This window comes from uncultured Ferrimonas sp. (assembly GCF_947489035.1).
GTDB lineage: Bacteria > Pseudomonadota > Gammaproteobacteria > Enterobacterales > Shewanellaceae > Ferrimonas.
Window position 1 is genome coordinate 1 of the sequence record NZ_CANLCI010000034.1, and the last position, 18,963, is coordinate 18,963.

Here is an 18,963-nt window from a genome sequence, read left to right on the forward strand (position 1 = left end):
TTTCCATAATCAAAAAGAAAAAGAAAACACCAAATGCACTCCAAAACTCCACCATACTCTCCTTTACATATAACGCCTTGCTAAGCGGCGCAAAATAGTTGGCTATAATTTGCGAGGAACGAGCGAAAGCCAACTGTTTTTCGTCCGTTTAAGCAACTTGTTAACTGCCATATTCGCCATTTAGAACATCAATGAAGAATGGGTTTAATTTACTAAAATCTGTTTCAGATTTTTGTTGCTCTTGGGCTTTGTCCTTAAACCTTTCTAACTCTGAGCTAATAAAGTCACTAATTACATCAATTCGAGGAAGGTATGCACTTTCAAAACCTTTACGCTTATCTTCGAGTAATTTCTGAATTGCAGACTTTAGGGTTTCATCATGCACCAATTCATTTACTAGCACTTCAAATTCCATTGGTACAACACCACGATCTTGTTCGATCCATTGCATCGCTAGAATTGGTCTAAGGACATAGAAGTACTTCTTAATTCTTACTGTTTCACCCTGAAGGTATTCTCGAAAATTTCCACTCGCCATATGTGAGTAGTGGTAAAAGCAAGAGCGCGGCGAATAGAGAATTGGTATTAACTCTTTAAAAGCCTCTGTAAATTTTTCATTTTGCTGATAAACAATTGGAGAATTGAACCATTCAATTAAAGCTGGGTTTGATTTTCTAAGAAGCTTAAGTGCTTTTTTCAAGTCCCAACCACTAATATCTAATAAGTCATTAATAGGTTTTTCAACTACATCTCTACAATATTCATGATCAACTCTAAGGTACCAATCCTTATTTCGAACATATACAAAACGAACATCATAGTCACTGTCAGCTGATGGGAACCCCCATGCTCGACTGCCTGATTCACATGCATACAGTATTTTAATGTTCTCTTTAATTTCTAGAGTTTTAAGATTTTCCAATATCTCAGTACGCACTGAATACTCCTTGGCAGTTAACAGCTTATTATGATGCCAACTGGCACTTTGTTTACAACATTGGTAGGCATCTTATGTCCACTGTTGCAGTTTACTAACAATTTTTTAAAGTTAAACTTTTCAATACTTTACACGTAATTTATCTTTTAGGAAAACAGAATTCCGGTGTGATAGGAAGACTTGGCTTGTAAACAAGATGCCAAACCACTTAACTGTGTTTACATACAGTCTTTTGGTGGTGTTGATGGCTTCTCCTTATCTTGAGTGGATCGCAGAACAGATGCATCTACGTCGTTATCGTTTAGCTACGGTGAAGACCTACGTACACTGGATTAAAAGATTTATTTTATTCCATGGTAAACGTCACCCTAAAGGAATGGGCGCGACCGAGGTTGAACAGTTTTTATGTTATTTAAGCAATCAACGTAACGTTTCTGCTGCTACACAAGCAATTGCTCTTAACGCGTTAGTATTTTTATACAAAGAAATTATTGCTGCGCCACTCTCTACCACACTGAATTTTAATCATGCTAATCGCACTCGGGCTTTACCGGTGGTGCTTACTAAAGATGAAATTCGATCGTTATTTCGCTACTTGATCCCACCGCACTTACTGATTGCCCAGCTGATGTATGGCTCTGGTTTACGTAAGTCAGAAGCATTGCGGTTACGGATAAATGATATCGATTTTGATTTTTTGGCACTTCGTGTTTGGGATGGCAAAGGCGGTAAACATAGACAAACTACGTTAGCGAAAGAACTATTGCCCGCTCTATGCCAGCAGATTGAATTGGTTCGTAGGCTGCATCAACAAGACATTATTCAGCCTAATTATCTTGGCGCATCAATGCCTTTTGGCTTGGCCAAAAAGTACCCACAAGCACCAAAGCAACTGGGTTGGCAGTTTCTGTTTCCCTGCCGGAGCCTAAGCCAAGATCCTGCCGGTGGGGGATTACGACGTCATCATGTGCATGCCACGGCTTTGCAAAAGCAGTTGCTCAAAGCCGCTGCCAGTGCTGGTATTGGTAAACGTGTAACGAGCCACTGTTTACGGCATTCATTTGCCACACATCTGCTGCAAGCTGGTGCCGACATACGCACGATCCAAAGTCAGCTTGGGCACAGTGATGTACGCACTACTCAGATCTACACTCATGTGCTAGAGCAAGGGGCGGATGGGGTACTAAGCCCGTTGTCATCGTTGCTTAGGTAAGTGTTCGCTAACTGTGAACACAGCCATTGCTGCTGTTGGTTTCATGGCGGCAATAAATTCGCGCTATGGCTCCGCCTAAGTGTTTTCACCCTAAATCCAATCGGCTATTTTTGACACAGATAAAATCTAATAGATTTAGGATGTTAGAGTTTAATTGTGTAAGAAATATACCCGAGTTCGAATTGGAATGAAAAAGCCGAGCGTTTGCTCGGCTTTTTGTTGTGGTAACGGGAATTCCATGCGGTGGTTAAGGCACGTTGTGACCGGTGGCGGCAACCCAGATACGGAACCATTGCTCGCGTGTTAATTCGATGTCGAAGGCACCGAGCGCGCTTTGGATCCGCTCAATTTTTCCTGTACCTAAGATGGGCAGTGGTTTGCTTGGTAGCGCCAGCACCCACGCGTAAAGTACTTGATCGATGCTGTTGACGTTGACTTCACTGGCAATGGTTTGCAGTTCTGCTCTAATCCGGCGAGCTTGTGGATCTTCTGGGCTAAATAAACGGCCACCACCAAGGCAAGACCAGGCCATTGGGGCAATGTTCTGCATTTGCAGGTGATCTAAGGTGCCATCGTGTAACGGATTGAGTTGCAGCGGTGAGATCTCGAGTTGATTGGTGATCAGCGGCACATTGAGCCGCGACTGCAGCAGTTCAAACTGGGATGGGCTGAAATTGGAAACACCAAAGTGCAGCACTTTACCGGCTTGTTTGAGTTGCTCAAAAGCATACGCCACTTCGTCGGCGTTCATTAAGGGATCAGGGCGATGGATCAGCAGCAGATCAAGGCGATCAGTGCCGAAATTGGCCAGTGATTGTTCTACCTGCTTAACGATGTGGCCGGCGCTGGTGTTGTAGTGAGGCAGATCATAGCCTTTGTTGCCGGGCAGACAGATCCCGGTTTTGCTGATCAGCTCGATGTCGTCTCGCAAAGCCGGTTTTCGCTTTAGTGCCGCCCCAAAGGCTTGCTCACATTGATAATCACCGTAGATGTCGGCGTGATCAACACTGGTGATCCCCATATCTAGGTGTGCTTCAAGGTAGCTCAGCAGCTCCGTTGGGGTTTTATTCCAATCCAATGTGCGCCAATAACCGGCGATGTAGCGGGACAGTTCGAGTCCCTGCAGTGGCAGTCTTTCCATGAACAGCTCCTTTGCGCTAACGGCTTGATGCCGAAGGATATAGTGCCAAATTAGCAATTGCTATGGGCTGGTCTTAGGCATACGTATGCATTGCTCGTTGGGCGCAAAGTGTGATCACGGTCGACTTTATTACTTAAGGGGTAGTGTTCTGGTCACATTTTGTTCTGGATCAAGAACTGCGCCCTGCCACAAGGGTAGCCTTTGCGGCAAGAGATTTCGGCCATCGCCGTTCAAAAGGAGTGATAAGATGAAAAACAACCTACTTTCCGCCACCCTAATTGCCCTATTGGCTGTTCCGGCTTTTGCCCACGATGCGGGCGACATTATTGTTCGAGCGGGTGCTGCGATGGTGGCCCCGAATGACAGTTCGGATGATGTGGTTGGCATTGGTGAATTTGGGGTAGACGACAACACACAGCTGGGCTTGAACGTTACTTATATGGTGACGGACCATTGGGCGGTAGAGCTGTTAGCCGCGACTCCCTTTAGCCACAATGTGTCGTTGCCGGGGGTGGGTGATATCGCCAAACTAAAACACCTGCCGCCAACCTTGGTTGGGCAATATTATTTTGGTGATGGCAAGCTACGGCCATACGTTGGTGCTGGGATCAACATGACCGTGTTCTTCGATGAACAATTCAGTAACGATCTGGATGGCGCCTTAACGGATCTGGATGTGGATACCAGCTTTGGGCTTGCGGCGCAGGTTGGGGTGGATTATCAGCTTAATCAACATTGGCTGCTGAATGCGTCGGTGTGGTACGCCGATATTGGCACAGACGTTAATTTTAAGCTGGGCGGCACCGATCTGAGCATTGATACCGATATTGACCCTTGGGTTTACATGGTGTCAGTGGGGTACGTATTTTAAGTTGGTAACACCAAGCAAAAACGGGGGCTCATGTGAGCCCCCGTTTTCGTTTGTCGCTTAGTGCTCAGTGCAGGGCGCGGGCGCGAATGGTGCCGTCAATCTGCTTTAGTTCAACCAGCGCATCGTCGGCGTGTTCGGTGTCTACGTCCATCACAACGTAACCGATCTCGGCGGTGGTTTGCAGATACTGGCCACTGATGTTGATCCCTTTGGCGGCAAAGGCTTGGTTTATCTGATTCAACACCCCTGGCTGATTGCGGTGGATGTGCAGCAAGCGTGAACTGCCCACGTGCCCTGGCAGCGATACTTGCGGAAAATTAACCGCCGATAGGGTAGAGCCGTTATCTGAGTATTTCACCAGCTTTTGGGCAACCTCTAGGCCGATGTTTTCTTGCGCCTCTTGGGTTGAACCCCCGACATGGGGAGTTAGGATCACGTTATCAAATTCGCACAGCGGGCTGATAAAGGGATCTTGGTTGGATTTGGGTTCGGTAGGAAAGACATCCACCGCCGCCCCAGCTAAGTGCTTGCTTTGCAGCGCTTGGCACAGGGCATCAATGGCCACAACGGTACCGCGTGAGGCGTTGATTAAAATCGCCCCTTGGCGCATCTGTTGCAGTTGGCTGGCGGCAATCATCTCTTTGGTGGCTGGGGTTTCTGGCACATGCAGTGAGATCACATCCGCTTGCCCCAGCAGCTCTGACAAGCTGGCCACTTGGCTGGCGTTGCCCAGTGGCAGTTTATTTTCGATGTCGTAAAAGCGCACCTGCATGCCTAAGCCCTCGGCCAGCACCCCAAGCTGGGTACCGATGTGGCCATAGCCGATGATCCCCAACACCTTGCCTCGTGCTTCGTAGCTGTTGCTGGCCGATTTTTGCCAGATCCCGCGGTGTGCCAGCGCGTTTTTTTCTGGGATGCCGCGCAGCAGCAGCAAGATCTGCCCCAGTACCAGCTCTGCCACCGAGCGGGTGTTGGAAAACGGGGCGTTGAATACGGGAATGCCGTGCAGTTCGGCGCTGGTCAGGTCCACTTGGTTGGTGCCGATGCAAAAACAGCCAATGGCGGCCAGTTTGCTGGCTGAAGCGATGACGTCTTGGCTGAGTTGGGTGCGAGATCGAATGCCGATAAAGTGGACGTCTTTTACTTTTTCAATCAACTGTTGTGACGACATAGCGCCGCTCAGTTGTTCGATATTGTGGTAGCCGGCTTGATGGAACACTTCCAGTGCTCGTGGGTGTACGCCCTCGAGCAGCAGGATTTTTATCTTATTTTTATTGAGTGAATAATGATCCATGTAACGGCAACTCCCTGATGACGTAACGCTAACGCGGTAAGCGTTTTAGCATATCGAAAAGCCGTGCACATTAGGTCGGTAAATGCGCGACCGATAGCGGTTGTAAATCACACCATTGATGGCGCCATGTGCGGCGAACTGGCTCCCAAGGCACGCCATAGCATGGCAAAGCTGGCGTCAATATGCTGGGCGTGTGGCTGGTTGCTGCCTTGTTCGATTAACCACGCGGCACAGGTAAGAAACTGCGCGTGCGCCAGCCGATTGATCAGCTCTGGCGGTAAGGGCGGTAAGCCTTCTTGCTGCTGCCCCTGTTGCAAGATGCAATCAACGAAGGCGAACAGTTGATCAACCGTGTGTTGGCGCAGTGCATCGGTTGGGTGAAAGTGGATCTGCTGTAAAAACCGCAATTGCCGTGGATGAGTCAAGGCCCAGTTTAAGCCGCTGCGCCAGATCTGCAGGGCTTGCTGCTGCAACGGCGCGGGCTGATCCAGCTGGCCAATGCTGGCGCGCATCTGCTGCGCCAGCTCGGTTTTTACTTCGGTAAAGAGCGCGTTCACCAACACCGATTTACTGCTGAAATGGTGGAATAGGGTGCCATTTGCCACCCCCGCCGAACGGGCGATTTGCGCGGTGGCGGTGGCTTCAATGCCCTGTTCAACAAACAGCGTTAAGGCGGTATCGAGCAGCAGCTGCTTCTTCGAGGTGATCTGGCTCGAACTCATTTGGCGAACATTTTAACCATCATGCGTTGCAACCAGTTGCCGTAAGGCGGGTGCATCAATTTGGTGTAGTTGATCTTGCCTCGGTGCAGCACGGTTTTGGCGTGGCTGAAGGTTCTGAATCCTTCTACGCCGTGGTAGTGCCCCATGCCGGATGGGCCAACGCCGCCAAAGGGGGCGTCGTCTGCGGCAACGTGCACAACGGTGTCGTTTAAGCTCACTCCGCCGGCGTGGGTTTGCTCTAAAAACTGTTGTTGTAAGGTCGGGTCAAAGCTCATTAGGTACAGCGCCAATGGCCGTGGTCTATCCAAGATGTACTGCTTGGCTTCTTCGATGCAGTCGTAGGGAACCAATGGCAGCAGCGGCCCAAAGATCTCATCCTGCATGACGGTCATGTCGTCGTTCACGTTGGTTAGCAGGTGGGTGGTCATGCGGTGGTTGGCGTCATCGCGTGGGTGTTCAACCACGGTGTGGACGGTGGCGCCCTTGTCGCTGGCGTCTTGCAGGGTATCGCTTAACCGCTGGTATTGGCGAGCATTGACAACGGAGGTCAGATCTTTGCTGGCTAAGCCATCCGGGAAGCATCGATTGAAGTGGGCCTTATAGGCGCTGATAAAATCATCCACTTTGGCGCGGGGCAACAAGATGTAATCCGGTGCGGTACAAATTTGCCCAGCGTTAAGGCACTTGCCGTAAATCAAGCGCGCGACCGCTTCGCTAACGTCAAAATCCGGGGCGATCACGGTGGGGGATTTGCCGCCCAATTCTAGAGTGACTGGGGTGAGGTTGGCGGCGGCGGCACGCATAACGTGCTTGCCCACGGTGGTGGAACCGGTGAACAGCAGATGATCAAACGGCAGGGCACTAAAGGCGGCCGAGGCTTCCGCTTTGCCTTCAATGATGGCCACTTGCTGTTCTGGGAACTGCTGCGCCAGCATGTCGCGCAGCACCTTGTTGGTGGCGGGCGTGAATTCCGACATCTTGATCATGGCGCAGTTACCGGCGGCAAGGGCGGTGATCAGCGGCCCTAAAGATAGGTACATTGGGAAGTTCCACGGCACCATGATGCCAATGATCCCCAGCGGCTGATAACGCACCTCGACCTTCGAGGGCGCCAACATTAAGCCGGGGCTGCGGCGCGATGATTTCATCCATTTTTTGAGCTTTTTACGGCTGTAATGGATCAAGTTCAGGCAAGGCACAATGTCGCTGAACAGGGTGTCGTATTCGGCGCGCTGGCCAAAATCCGTTGAGAGCGCGGTAATAATTTGCTGTTTGTGGTTTTGCAGCAGCGCCGCCAATTTGGCTAAGTCTTGATCTCGTTGCGCCGCACTTGGGTAAGGATTGGCCCGGAAATGCTGCTGTTGCAGGGACAACAGCTGCTGCATGGAATCGATCGCCTGTTGCGGTTCGGCATCGGCTAGGGCTAGGTTCATGGTGGCTCCTCAACGGTCCGTTGTTGATGGGACGGACAATACAGCGTTGATTCTTTGCCCGACTGATTAGTCGGTCTAAAGTTAGCCAAAAAAAATCGACCCTGCAAGGATCGATTGATGAAAGCCGTGGGCCGTTATCGCAATGCGGCTTCGATGGCGTTGGTGATGTCGCTGTCATCGGGGCTGGTTTTGGGCGACCAGTAATCCACCAAGTTGCCTTGTTTATCCACCAAGTATTTGTAGAAGTTCCACTTTGGCGATCCGCCTTGGCGAGCAAGCTCGACGAAGATTGGATCGGCATCGGAGCCGCGCACTTCGGTTTCGGTCAGCATCGTGAAGGACACGCCGTAGTTTTTGTAACACACCTCGGCCGCTTCCTCTTCGTCGTCTGCCGCTTGGAAGAAGTTATTGGAGGGGAAGCCAATGATCACCAGCCCTTGTGGGCCGTATTGTTTATGCAAGGCTTCCAGCTGTTCAAACTGTGGAGTGAAGCCACAGTGGCTGGCAGTGTTAACAATCAGCACCGGTTTGTCGGCGGTAAGCTGACACAGATCGACCTTGTCTTTGCTGTGCAACTGGCGTTTTTCTACGTCTAACCAAGCTGGGCATTGTGCTAGCGCGGGGCCTGCAATCAGCAGTGCCAACAGCGGCAAAATCCGTTTCATGGGGGATCCTATGTAAGAGGGCGAAGCGATAAAGCAACGGCAACGGCATGCACTAAGCATACACGTTGCCGTAAAGAGACGTTACTTAATGGTTTTAACGCCGTCTGGGCCGCCCAGCAGCAGCACGTCAGCGCCGCGACGAGCAAACAAGCCGTTGGTTACCACACCAACCACGTTGTTCAGTTGCTGCTCTAGCGCTTTGGCATCGGTGATGCTTAGGCCGTGCACATCTAAGATGTGGCAGCCGTTATCGGTAATGCAGCCTTCGCGGTAGATTGGATCGCCGCCCAGCTTAACGATTTCACGGGCTACAGCGGCGCGTGACATTGGGATCACTTCCACGGGCAGTGGGAAGGTGCCCATCACCTCTACCAGCTTGCTGCCGTCGGCAATGCATATGAACTGCTTGGCGATGGAAGCCACGATTTTTTCACGGGTTAGGGCAGCGCCGCCGCCTTTGATCATGTCCATATCGTGGTTTACTTCGTCGGCACCATCTACGTAGATGCTGAGTTCGCTGACGCTGTTCATGTCGAACACTTCAATGCCCAGCGCTTTTAAGCGCTCGGTGGAGGCTTCAGAGCTGGATACCGCCCCTTTAATTTGATCCGCCATGCTGCCCAAGGCATCAATAAAGTGGTTTACGGTTGAACCGGTACCCACCCCAACGATGGTGTCTTTTTCAACGTAATCAAGGGCTGCCCAACCGGCGGCTTTTTTCTGTGCATCTTGCGACATGACAAGTTCTCCATAGGTTAATGGGGGCGATTATAGAGCGCCGTTGCGATGCTGTCGCGGTTTGATTAGAGCCAAACTAGATCCGAATCACATCTGACTAGGTTATTGATACCTCTACCTCTATGCCGCTTAAGATGGCGTTGCCGCACAGCGGATCCAAACCATTAACGTCGGTCAGGGCGTTCATGTTGGCGCCGGGGTGTTCGTTGGCCACCTGTTGGCGGGTATCACTGAAGGTGTGCCCCCAACCGTGGGGCATGCACACCACCTGCGGCATCATCTCGCGGCTGGCGCAGGCCGGCAGGCTGATCTGGCCAACCCCGTTACTAACGGTGACCTGTTGGCCCTCATTGATGTGGCGTTGTGTCATGTCGTCGGGGTGCATCAATAGCACGCAGCGCGGTTTGCCTTTGAGTAAATAAGGCAAGTTGTGCATCCACGAATTGTTGCTGCGTAAGTCGCGCTTACCAATTAACGACAACCCACGACTAGGGGCGCTGTCCATCGCCTGTTTTAGTCGTTCAATGTCGGGGGCAATGGCGGCTGGGAAAGTGTGAATGCGGCCATCGCTGGTGCACAAGCGCTTGGTTAACGAGGGGCGCAGTGGGCCTAAATCGATGCCGCTGAGGTTGGCTTTTAGGGTATCCAAACTGATGGCAGGTATGTCGCCACGGGCTTTGCTGTACGGCCCCTGTGAGAGCCAGTGTGCCAGCAGTTTTTCCGGCTCGGGCAGCGGCTTCAGTTCAACCTGCTGCAACTTAGCCAGCGCCAATGCTAAGCCGTTGAAGATCTGATGATCAAAGCGTTCCTGTTCCGCTTTGGCAAAAATGGCTGGGCTGAACTTCGCGCTGTTGTGTACCGCTAAACGGGCAAAGGCTAAGTCGTAATGGCTGTGCGCCAACGGGCTGGCGGGGGGCAGAATCAGATCCGCATGGCGGGTGGTTTCATTTAAGTAGGGATCGACACTCACCATAAAGTCGAGCTGGCCTAAGGCGTGATCCAGCTTGTGGCCGGAGGGGGTGGACAGCACCGGATTCCCGGCCACGGTGATCATCGCTTTGATCTGGCCGGTACCAGCGGTGGTGATCTCTTCCAGCATGGCTGAGCAGGGCAGTTCTTTGGCAAATTCGGGCAGTTGACGCACGCGGCTGTGCCAGCGGCCAAAACCGCCTTTGGCGTGATCCGTTGGCCCGGCAGGGTTCACTGCTGGGTGGGTTAACAAGGTGCCACCACGGGCATCCAGATTGCCGGTAATAAGGTTCAGAACTTGAATCGCCCATTGACACAGGGTGCCAAACCCGTGGGTTGAGACCCCCATGCGGCCATACACCGCAGCACTGTTGGCGGTGGCTAAGCGGTTGCCCAAACTGATGATGTCGTCGGCGCTGATGCCGCAGTAAGCGCTGGCCCACTCTGGGCTAAAAGCGCTGACGGCGGTTGCGATGGCATCCAGATCATCGCACAGGCTGCCTAAGTGATTAAGCGACACTTGGTTGCTGCTGAACAGGTGGTTGATTAACGCCAGTAACAGCGCGGCATCGGTGCCGGGGCGAATAAAGTGGTGCTCGCCTAATTTGGCGGTTTCGGTGCGGCGCGGATCGATCACCACGAGCTCGCCACCGCGATTGCGGATCGCCTTTAAGCGATTGCGAATGTCTGGGGCGGTCATTAAAGAGCCGTTCGAGGCCATCGGGTTCGCGCCCAACACCAATAAGAAGTCGGTGTGATCGAGGTCGGCAATCGGCAGCAAAAATTGGTGGCCATACATCCAATACGACACCAAATGGTGTGGCAGCTGATCCACCGAGGTCGCGCTAAAGCGGTTTTTGGTTTTCAGCAGGCGGCTGAAATGAGGGCCGTGGGTTAGGTGGCCATAGTTGTGCACATTCGGGTTGCCCGCGTAGAAGCCAATGGCGTCGGCGCCGTGTTGAGTGCTGATGCGGTGCAGTTGTTCGGCGACCAGCTGGTAGGCATCGTCCCAGCTGATCGGCTGCCATTGGCCATCCACTTTATGCAGTGGGGTTTTCAGTCTATCGGGATCGCGATGCAGATCTTTTAAGGCAACGCCTTTGGGGCAGATATGGCCTTTCGACAACGGATCGTCCATGTCGCCAGTGATCGAAATGATCTGCTCGCCTTCGGTCACAATTTTGAGGCCACAGATCGCTTCGCATAGATGGCAGGCGCGGTAATGGGTGGTAGGCATAGAGACTGTCCTTAGCTTTAAGCAATGATCTGCTTAAGTTGCCTCTAAGGCGCAGGCGCGGCAATTGAATAGTATTGCAATCCCAGTGTGAACCGCAGGCGGGCTGGGCGTTGGACCCAAAAAAGGGGCCTTGGGGGCCCCTGCATCGGTGTGCGTTTCAGTTAGTTGACTTGGGCGTCAACCACACGCTGACCGATGGTGATTTTCCGTGGTTTCATCGCTTCTGGCAGCTCGCGAACTAGGTCGATATTCAGCAGGCCATTTTCCAGCTGTGCGTCCATCACTTTAACGTGATCCGCAAGGCGGAAGCGGCGCTTAAAGTTGCGCTCGGCAATGCCTTGGTGCAGGAATTTACGCTCTTGTTCGCCTTTATCGCGGCGGCCTTCAACCCGGAGGGTATCGCCTTCCACTTCGATGTCCAGATCCGCTTCAGCAAAACCGGCAATGGCCATGGTAATGCGGTAGCGATCTTCTTTAACCAGTTCGATGTTGTATGGCGGGAAGCCGTTTTGTTCGGCACGCATCGCTTCGTCCATAACTTGGGCAAAACGATCAAAACCAATGGCGGATTTGTACAGCGGGGAAAGATCAAAAGTACGCATAGTTCGAGTCCTCAATTGAGCAACAGAGTGAATGGTATGGACCTCCATTGAGCATCCACAAAGACTATTTGAGGCTGGCATCTTGGGATTTAAAGGGGCAGGGCGATAAAAACGTAGATTTTTTTAAATATCTAAAAAAATCAAAGCTTTCCAATAGATGAAATCCCGTGATGACGGTCACGTTTTTCGGGGTTGGACTAGGAGAAAGCTTATGGATCTTGTTTCAATGCCGATACTCACCACCATGAACCCTCGCATAAAAAACGGTTGGTACTACTTCCATGGAAGATACTTCTAAGACGCCTCTTCTAGGGCGCATATCCTTAAATCAAATTACTTTTTTCTGGTTCGGCCTGATCTTGCTCTTTTGTGGGATCAGCGGGTTGACGCTCTCGAACAGCATTCGTACTGATATGAATTCATTGGTTGAGCGCGGCTTGCAGCAGCAGGCGCAGTTTGCCGCCCAAGTGTTGGCGAACGAAGCACAGCAGCCCGAGCGGATCCAAGCCAACTTAAATAAGATCCTCTATGGCGAGCACGGCAGCGATTACGTGTTTGTACTGGATGGCAGCAACGGCAACTATGTGGTTAACCCGCCTGAGCCGAGCAAAGTGGGCAGCCGGATTGGCACCATACGCATGGACGATGGCCGCACCCTTGTTGATGTTGCCGCCAAGGTGGCGCGGCAGCAACAGATGCTGACGGTGACTTACCATTTCCAAAAGCCAGGGCAGCGTGAATCGAGAGAAAAAATAACGGTACTGGCGCCGGTCACGGGCAGCAGCTTAGTGGTTGCCGTGGGCAGTTATTTGGATGAAACCAGCACGGTGTTTTGGACCATGCTGGCAGAGATGGCGCTGATTGGCGGGATCTGTTGTGTGCTGATGTTTGGTTTAGTCGGCAGCACCAACCGCTTGGTGCATTTTCGCATTGGCCGCTTGATTGATGGCCTGCAGCAGGTGGTGGACAAAAACCTCAGCCAGCCGATCCAACCGATGGGCAACACGCGCTTTAGCCAAGTTGAGCGGCAGCTGTTGGTGACCCAGCAAACCCTGATTGACTTGGTGAGCGAACAGCGCAGCGGCGCGGCAACCTTGGTGGCGGCAGCAAATCAGCTGGATCAGCTGGTGGAAAAATCGGTGGAAGACAACAGCGACGAACTGAACCGAGTGAATAACTTGGCGGCCGCGATGGAGCAGATGTCGAGCGCCATTACCGAGGTGGCGAACATGTCGGCCGCCAGTGCGGAAGAACAAGAGCTCAACCGCAACCGCACCAACGATGGCTTAGCGCATCAGCAGCAAAACGTCGATACCATTGAAGAGTTGGCGCAGCAGCTGCATCTGGGTGAGCGCAGCATGTCGCAGGTGGACACCAACGTGGGGGACATCGGCTCTATCATCGACACCATCAACGCCATTTCAGAACAAACTAACCTGTTGGCATTGAACGCCGCCATTGAAGCGGCCCGTGCTGGTGAACAAGGCCGTGGCTTTGCCGTGGTGGCATCGGAAGTGCGTGAGTTGGCTTCTCGCACCCAGTTAGCCACCGGTGAAATTGCACAGATGATCACCCGTTTGCAAGGCAACAGCAGCGAAGCCTTAGCGGTCTTGCAGCGTTGTGTGGCCAGCACCGCCCAAGGGCAGCAGTTGGTGCTTAACGCCACTCAGATCTTTAACGACATCGCCCAAAGCGTGATGAGCCAAAGCGATAATGGCCAATTGGTGGCACGGGCAACGGAAGAGCAATCCAGCGCGTCGAATGAAGCATCGAGCAACCTGCAGCAGATCCAACTGTTGGTGGAAAGCTCGGAACGTGAGCTGGAAAACTTAACCGCCGCCAGCCGTGGCTTACGCCAGCAAGCCGACAGTTTCTTAGCGCAAAGCGAAAGCTTTACCCTGTGATAGTTTGCGCTGACTCGGCATAAAAAAACGCGCCTTAGGCGCGTTTTTTTATGGCCATGGTTTACGGCATTTCGCTCCAGCCGCCGTCCATAATAATGCCATTGATGTGGCGCAGTTCATGGCCACAGGCATCGCAGTGGTACTCATGTTCCGAGAAGCCCCCATCCACGGTACTGGCTTCGTGATTCGCAAACTCACGCAGCTGGTCGTGAGGTGCGCTGGGCTGTTCGCTGATTTGATGCTGACACTGTTTGCAGAGCGGTTGCGTAGACATGGTGACCCCCAATTTAAGCGCGAGTGACTCCCTTTCGGTCTAGTTCAGCAACGTGCTATTTGCCAGTTCTTACGCTGAAAAAGCGCCGCTGCAGGCATGTTGCCAGTTGATTTAAGATCGGGCTTCTTCTGCGACAAAAAAGCCGATCACAAGGATCGGCTTTAGGCGAGCGCGGGGCGTTAAGGGCGCGGGTTAGCGCTTTTTGCGGGCACGCAGGCTTTTTTCGGCGGCAGATTGAGCGTTGCTGCGATCTTCGCTGGCGTTGTTACGGCGGCCGGTTTTATTGACGTAGCGCTTCTTGTTGCGCACGTCGTGCAGCAAGTTGTTGCGATCGGCAACCTCGTACCCGGTTTGGGTAATGCGGTGGATGTGTTGGCCGATCAGCTGTTCAATCTGTGCGATCGACAGCTCTTCGTCACGGCCCACCAACGAGACCGCATGACCACGTTGGCCAGCACGGCCAGTACGGCCAATGCGGTGAACGTAATCTTCCGCCAAGAACGGCACATCAAAGTTCACCACGTAAGGCAGGCCAATGATGTCGAGGCCACGGGCGGCCACGTCGGTGGCCACTAAGATGCGGGCTTTGCCCTCTTTAAATTCGGCCAAGGCGCGGCGACGGCCACTTTGGCTCTTGTCGCCGTGGCACACCACCGTTGGTAAACCGTTCAAGTTAAGTTCTTTCACTACGTTATCGGCGGTCTCTTTGTAGTTACAGAACACCATTACCTGACGCCAGTTCTTGCGGCCAATCAGTTCAGACAGCAGCTCGAGCTTACGGTTGTCTTCGACCGGGTAGAGCACGTGCGAAACGGTTTCGGCGGTGGAGTTATGCTCGGCGACGGCCACTTCAACGGGATTGGATAGACTTTGTTTGCACAGCTGCTTCATCGCCGGCGGGTAGGTGGCCGAGAACAGCATGGTTTGGCGTTTGGCTGGCACCAAGCTGAACAGGCGCTTCAGTTCGCCCGCAAAGCCCATGTCGAGCATGCGATCGGCTTCATCCAGCACCACGTGCTCGACACTGCCCATGGCGATGTTGCCTTCGGAAATGTGTTCTAACAAACGGCCAGGGGTGGCGATCAACAGATCAACCCCTTGCTGCAACGCTTTGGTTTGGCTGGCCATCTTAACGCCGCCATAAATGGTGGCGATGGACAGATCCAGATACTTAGCGTACGCCGCCGCGTTGGCGCCGATCTGCGCCGCCAATTCGCGGGTTGGCGCCAAAACCAAGGCGCGGCAGTTGTACTTACGCGTGGCTTTGGGGCTATCCGCGAGTTGCTGCAAAATGGGCAGCGCGAAGGCGGCGGTTTTACCGGTGCCGGTTTGCGCGTTCGCCAGAATGTCACGACCTTTGCGCGCAGCAGGGATCGCTCGGCGTTGTACCGGTGTCATTTTTTGGTAGCCGCATTCGGCAACAGCGCGGACAATTTCGGGGCAAAAACCTTGTGATGCAAAACTCATAAGCGGATAGAAAGCCTAAAAAACGGGGTGGCGTATCATACAGGATAAATGACTTTGGGGTAAGACGGTTGCGGCGGCTGTTGTGTTGCGCGGATTTGGCGAGCGGATCTGTTGCCAAGCTCACACTGTGGTTACGCTATGCTCGCTGTAAGCCTTGTGCTCGTGCGAAGATAAGGAACATATAAAATGAATCTTTTTAGCCTAATGAAATCTTTGTTCCCCATCGCGTTTTTGGCATTGCTGAGTGGCTGTAGCCCGGCAGAGTCTGTGCCGTCGGCTGATTTAACCCAACCGGCAGACACCCAACCGACCATCAGTTGGCAGTCCACCAGCAACAACGATGAACGCAGCGATATGCTGGCAGCGCGACCGCAACTGATTGTGCTGTGGTCGGGCTCGGGCTACGACAAGCAGTTCAGCACCCCCCGGGGTCACCAGTTTGCCATTAAAGACGTCACCAACGTGCTGCGTACCGGCGATGGCGAAAAGTCAGCCAGTTGCTGGAGCTGTAAAGGCCCTGCGGCACCGGCGATGATGGCGGAATTTGGCGAAAACGGCTTTGGTGGCAAAACCTTTGGCGAGGTTGGTCATCGGATGGATGTGTCGGTGGGGTGTGATGATTGCCACAGCCCCGATCGCAAAGCGCTGAAATTGGCGCGCCCGTTTGCCCAAAAGGCGATGGCGAAGGTGCAGCAAGATTTCGACACCATGTCGCCCGCCTGGCAAGGGGCGCAAACCTGTGGGCAGTGTCACGTCACTTACTACTTCCAGCCCGAACAAGACAATCGAGTGAACATTCCGTGGATCTTCGGTAACGACGCCGATGCCATTGAAAAGTACTACGACACTCGCCGTTTTTACGATTGGATCCACCCACTTTCTGGGGCGCCAATGGTGAAAGCGCGCCACCCAGAATATGAGCACTGGAGCCGCAGCGAACACGCCAAGATGGACGTAACCTGCGTGAGCTGTCACATGCCAACCCAGGTGGATGACGAGGGGCGGGAATACCACAGCCACAACACTGGCAAAGTGATGGATAACTTTGACAGCACCTGCGCCAGTTGCCACGCCAGTAAGAAGTCGCTGCAAGCGAAGCTGAGCAAACGCAAGCAACAGATCGACGACGCCCGTACCGAAGTGGAAAAACTGTTGGTGAAAGCGCACGCAGAAGCCGGTGCCCTATGGCGTGGTGGTGTGAATCAAACCAGCCTCAGCCCCGCCTTGATGGACATCCGTCACGCGCAGTGGCGCTGGGATTTTGCGGTGTCTTCCCACGGGGTGCATGCCCACAACCCAAGCGAAGGGTTGGCGCTGCTGGCCACGGCGAAGCGTCAAGCGCAGCAAGCCCGTGCCACCTTAGCGGTGATGCTGTCGCAAAACCCAGAGATTGAGGTGAGCTACCCCGACATCAGCAACAAGCTGGCCGCGCAGCAGGCGATGGGGCTGGATGAGGCCGCGTTGCAACAGCAAAAGCAGCGTTTCCTTGATGAGCAAGTGAAAGGCAAGTGGCCTGGCTGGGAGTAACGGCGCCTAAGCGCTGCTTGACGCACAATAAGAAACCCCTAGTGGCAGCCGCCACTAGGGGTTTTGTTTAGGCCGTGAACAACGGTTGCTGCGCCGAATCGCTAGGATGTGTGGCCACTGCGGTCGCTGATGACCTGATCGCGGCCACTGCTTTTGGCTTGATAAAGGAACTCATCAGCCCGCTGCAGTTGCTGATCAAGGCTGAACTCCCATTCGTCGGTTACCCCTGCGCTGAACTTCACCACAATCGGCCCCGCGGGGGTTTTGATCGGTTTGTCTGCTAACACTTGGCGCAGGGTATCCAGCAACAGGTGGGCGCGTTCGGAATCGATCCCCGGCATCACCACAAAGAACTCTTCGCCACCGGCGCGGGCAATTAAGAAACGGCTCATCCCTTGTTTTAGGGTACGGGCTAAGCCTTTTAACACCATGTCACCGGTTTGGTGGCCGTGGGTGTCGTTGATCAGCTTGAAGTGATCGATGTCGATCACGGCCACGGACAACGGCAGCTTTTGTTCACGGCTTTGCTGCATCAACTTCGGGCCGGTTTCAAAGAAGTAACGGCGATTGTATAGGCCGGTCAGGGCATCTTGGTTGGCGTTGTCGCGCATCAATTGGATCCGCTCTATCGACTCCATGTTGCTGTTTACTCGGCAGTAAAACTCTTCGTGGCAGAACGGTTTGTGGAGAAAGTCATTGGCGCCAAATTTGATGAATTTAGCCGATAGGCTGGTTTCATTGGCGCTGGAGAGGCCGATGATGCACAGATCGTCGTAATCGTGCTGGCGCCGCAGGTGCTGAATTAAGGCAAAGCCGTCGAGTTCGGGCATCTGGTAATCGGTAAGCACCAACCGAATGTGTGGGTGCTCGGTTAGGCACTGCAGTGCTTGGCGCCCATTGGCGGCTTCCACCACATGAAACAGGTGGCGCTGCAGTAGCGTGGTGATCATGCTGCGAACGGTGGCAGAATCGTCCACCACTAATACGGTTTGCTGGGTGTTTTTATCCAACCGCAGGATCAGCTTCAGTGCCAGCTGGTACGAGTGGCGTCCCTCTTTGGTGATGTAATCCACGATCCCTTGGGCTTGCAATCGTTCACGGCGTTCGTTGTCGAAGCTGCCGGTCAGCACAATGGTGGGCAGCTGGCGAGCCAGGGTCAGTTCTACCGCTTCGCCATTAGGGGCATCGGGCAGATTCAGATCGACAATGGCAGCAAATAAATGGGGGCCGACCTTATCCAGTACCGCTTCGGCTTCCGCTAAGGTGGTACAAAAAATGGCGTCGATTTCCGGCTCATTTTTAACCAAGTGTTGCATCACTTTACTGACAGTACGGCTGTCTTCGATGATCAGTACTCGTTTTTGCACCTACTACTCCATTGGCGGTGACTTTGCTTAGGCTTAGATGTAACAGAAATTACTGTCATACTTAAGTAATTGTTACGAATGTAACTCGCTTGAACGCTGGGATTACGGCGCACTCGCTGGCGTCTTCCCGTGATCAGCGCAGACGTTATTGACCATAACTAAGGATGTGAGGTGATGAGTTGGAGCAAACAGCCCCCGCGCGAGGTGATCCCATGAGCGTACAAGCCCAGTGCAGTTGTGGCCAATTACAGCTGAGTTGCAGCAGCGAACCGCTGCGGGTGTCGGTGTGTCATTGCGAGGATTGCCAACGCCGCAGTGGCAGTGCCTTTGCAAGCCAAGTGCGGTTGCATCAGGCCGATGTGGTGATCCGCGGCGAGGCCCGTTGTTATCAACGGCAGGCGGAGTCTGGGGCGCAGTTGGCCTTTGGGTTTTGCCCGCAGTGTGGCGCCACGGTGTATTTCAGCAACAGCGCGTTGGCTGGGGCGATGATGGTGCCGCTTGGTGCCATCACCAATCGGGCGTTGGCACCGTCGATCTCGGTGTATGAAGCTCGGCAGCAGCCCTGGTTGCACTTAACCGGCATTGAGCAGCACTACGATTAG

At 53.2% G+C, this 18,963-nt stretch carries 17 protein-coding genes; 5 read left to right on the forward strand and 12 right to left on the reverse strand.

The window, feature by feature from the left end; all coding sequences use genetic code 11:
* Positions 1-160 precede the first annotated feature (160 nt).
* Complete coding sequence (locus Q0796_RS16380; RefSeq protein WP_298445086.1) at positions 161-937, reverse strand: nucleotidyltransferase domain-containing protein; 777 nt, start codon at positions 935-937, stop codon at positions 161-163.
* A gap of 244 nt (positions 938-1,181) precedes the next feature.
* Here Q0796_RS16380 and Q0796_RS16385 point away from each other — a divergent pair, with 244 nt between their 5' ends.
* The gene (locus Q0796_RS16385) at positions 1,182-2,150 is read left to right on the forward strand and encodes an integron integrase (protein WP_298445088.1); all 969 of its coding nucleotides are present in this window, start codon (positions 1,182-1,184) and stop codon (positions 2,148-2,150) included.
* A 247-nt stretch (positions 2,151-2,397) separates the two neighbouring features.
* Here Q0796_RS16385 and Q0796_RS16390 read toward each other — a convergent pair whose 3' ends face one another.
* A complete protein-coding gene (locus tag Q0796_RS16390; RefSeq protein WP_298445089.1) occupies positions 2,398-3,291 on the reverse strand; it encodes an aldo/keto reductase family oxidoreductase in 894 nt (297 codons plus the stop codon).
* Between the two features lie 247 nt (positions 3,292-3,538).
* Between Q0796_RS16390 and ompW the strand changes: the two genes are divergently transcribed.
* A complete protein-coding gene (gene ompW / locus Q0796_RS16395; protein WP_298445090.1) occupies positions 3,539-4,162 on the forward strand; it encodes an outer membrane protein OmpW in 624 nt (207 codons plus the stop codon).
* 64 nt (positions 4,163-4,226) lie between these two features.
* On the opposite strand, the gene serA is transcribed toward ompW, so the two are convergent.
* From serA to Q0796_RS16430, 7 genes are all read right to left on the reverse strand, one after another.
* Entirely contained in the window at positions 4,227-5,456 is a 1,230-nt protein-coding gene (serA, locus tag Q0796_RS16400) for a phosphoglycerate dehydrogenase (protein WP_298445092.1), read from the reverse strand.
* A 107-nt stretch (positions 5,457-5,563) separates the two neighbouring features.
* Entirely contained in the window at positions 5,564-6,178 is a 615-nt protein-coding gene (locus Q0796_RS16405; protein WP_298445094.1) for a TetR/AcrR family transcriptional regulator, read from the reverse strand.
* A complete protein-coding gene (locus Q0796_RS16410; RefSeq protein ID WP_298445096.1) occupies positions 6,175-7,611 on the reverse strand; it encodes a coniferyl aldehyde dehydrogenase in 1,437 nt (478 codons plus the stop codon). The genes Q0796_RS16405 and Q0796_RS16410 overlap by 4 nt, the downstream gene beginning before the upstream one ends.
* 134 nt (positions 7,612-7,745) lie before the next feature.
* Complete coding sequence (locus Q0796_RS16415) at positions 7,746-8,276, reverse strand: glutathione peroxidase (protein ID WP_298445098.1); 531 nt, start codon at positions 8,274-8,276, stop codon at positions 7,746-7,748.
* An 81-nt stretch (positions 8,277-8,357) separates the two neighbouring features.
* Positions 8,358-9,014: a ribose-5-phosphate isomerase RpiA gene (gene rpiA, locus Q0796_RS16420; RefSeq protein WP_298445100.1), complete on the reverse strand. Its 657-nt coding sequence runs from the start codon at positions 9,012-9,014 to the stop codon at positions 8,358-8,360.
* Between the two features lie 97 nt (positions 9,015-9,111).
* Positions 9,112-11,220, reverse strand: a complete 2,109-nt coding sequence (locus Q0796_RS16425) for a molybdopterin-dependent oxidoreductase (RefSeq protein ID WP_298445102.1) — start codon at positions 11,218-11,220, stop codon at positions 9,112-9,114.
* Positions 11,221-11,381: 161 nt separating this feature from the next.
* Positions 11,382-11,822: an Hsp20 family protein gene (locus Q0796_RS16430; RefSeq protein WP_298445104.1), complete on the reverse strand. Its 441-nt coding sequence runs from the start codon at positions 11,820-11,822 to the stop codon at positions 11,382-11,384.
* Positions 11,823-12,103: 281 nt separating this feature from the next.
* Between Q0796_RS16430 and Q0796_RS16435 the strand changes: the two genes are divergently transcribed.
* Positions 12,104-13,726 (forward strand): methyl-accepting chemotaxis protein, encoded by a 1,623-nt coding sequence (locus Q0796_RS16435; RefSeq protein WP_298445106.1) that lies wholly within the window; start codon positions 12,104-12,106, stop codon positions 13,724-13,726.
* A gap of 61 nt (positions 13,727-13,787) precedes the next feature.
* Here the strand turns inward: Q0796_RS16435 and Q0796_RS16440 are convergent, their stop codons facing one another.
* Both Q0796_RS16440 and Q0796_RS16445 read right to left on the reverse strand, forming a co-directional pair.
* Entirely contained in the window at positions 13,788-14,000 is a 213-nt protein-coding gene (locus tag Q0796_RS16440; protein ID WP_298445108.1) for a hypothetical protein, read from the reverse strand.
* A 192-nt stretch (positions 14,001-14,192) separates the two neighbouring features.
* Positions 14,193-15,467: a DEAD/DEAH box helicase gene (locus tag Q0796_RS16445; RefSeq protein ID WP_298445110.1), complete on the reverse strand. Its 1,275-nt coding sequence runs from the start codon at positions 15,465-15,467 to the stop codon at positions 14,193-14,195.
* A gap of 186 nt (positions 15,468-15,653) precedes the next feature.
* Here Q0796_RS16445 and Q0796_RS16450 point away from each other — a divergent pair, with 186 nt between their 5' ends.
* Entirely contained in the window at positions 15,654-16,994 is a 1,341-nt protein-coding gene (locus tag Q0796_RS16450) for an ammonia-forming cytochrome c nitrite reductase subunit c552 (RefSeq protein WP_298445113.1), read from the forward strand.
* A gap of 101 nt (positions 16,995-17,095) precedes the next feature.
* On the opposite strand, the gene Q0796_RS16455 is transcribed toward Q0796_RS16450, so the two are convergent.
* The gene (locus Q0796_RS16455) at positions 17,096-18,361 is read right to left on the reverse strand and encodes a diguanylate cyclase (RefSeq protein WP_298445115.1); all 1,266 of its coding nucleotides are present in this window, start codon (positions 18,359-18,361) and stop codon (positions 17,096-17,098) included.
* Between the two features lie 212 nt (positions 18,362-18,573).
* Between Q0796_RS16455 and Q0796_RS16460 the strand changes: the two genes are divergently transcribed.
* The gene (locus Q0796_RS16460; RefSeq protein WP_298445118.1) at positions 18,574-18,963 is read left to right on the forward strand and encodes a GFA family protein; all 390 of its coding nucleotides are present in this window, start codon (positions 18,574-18,576) and stop codon (positions 18,961-18,963) included.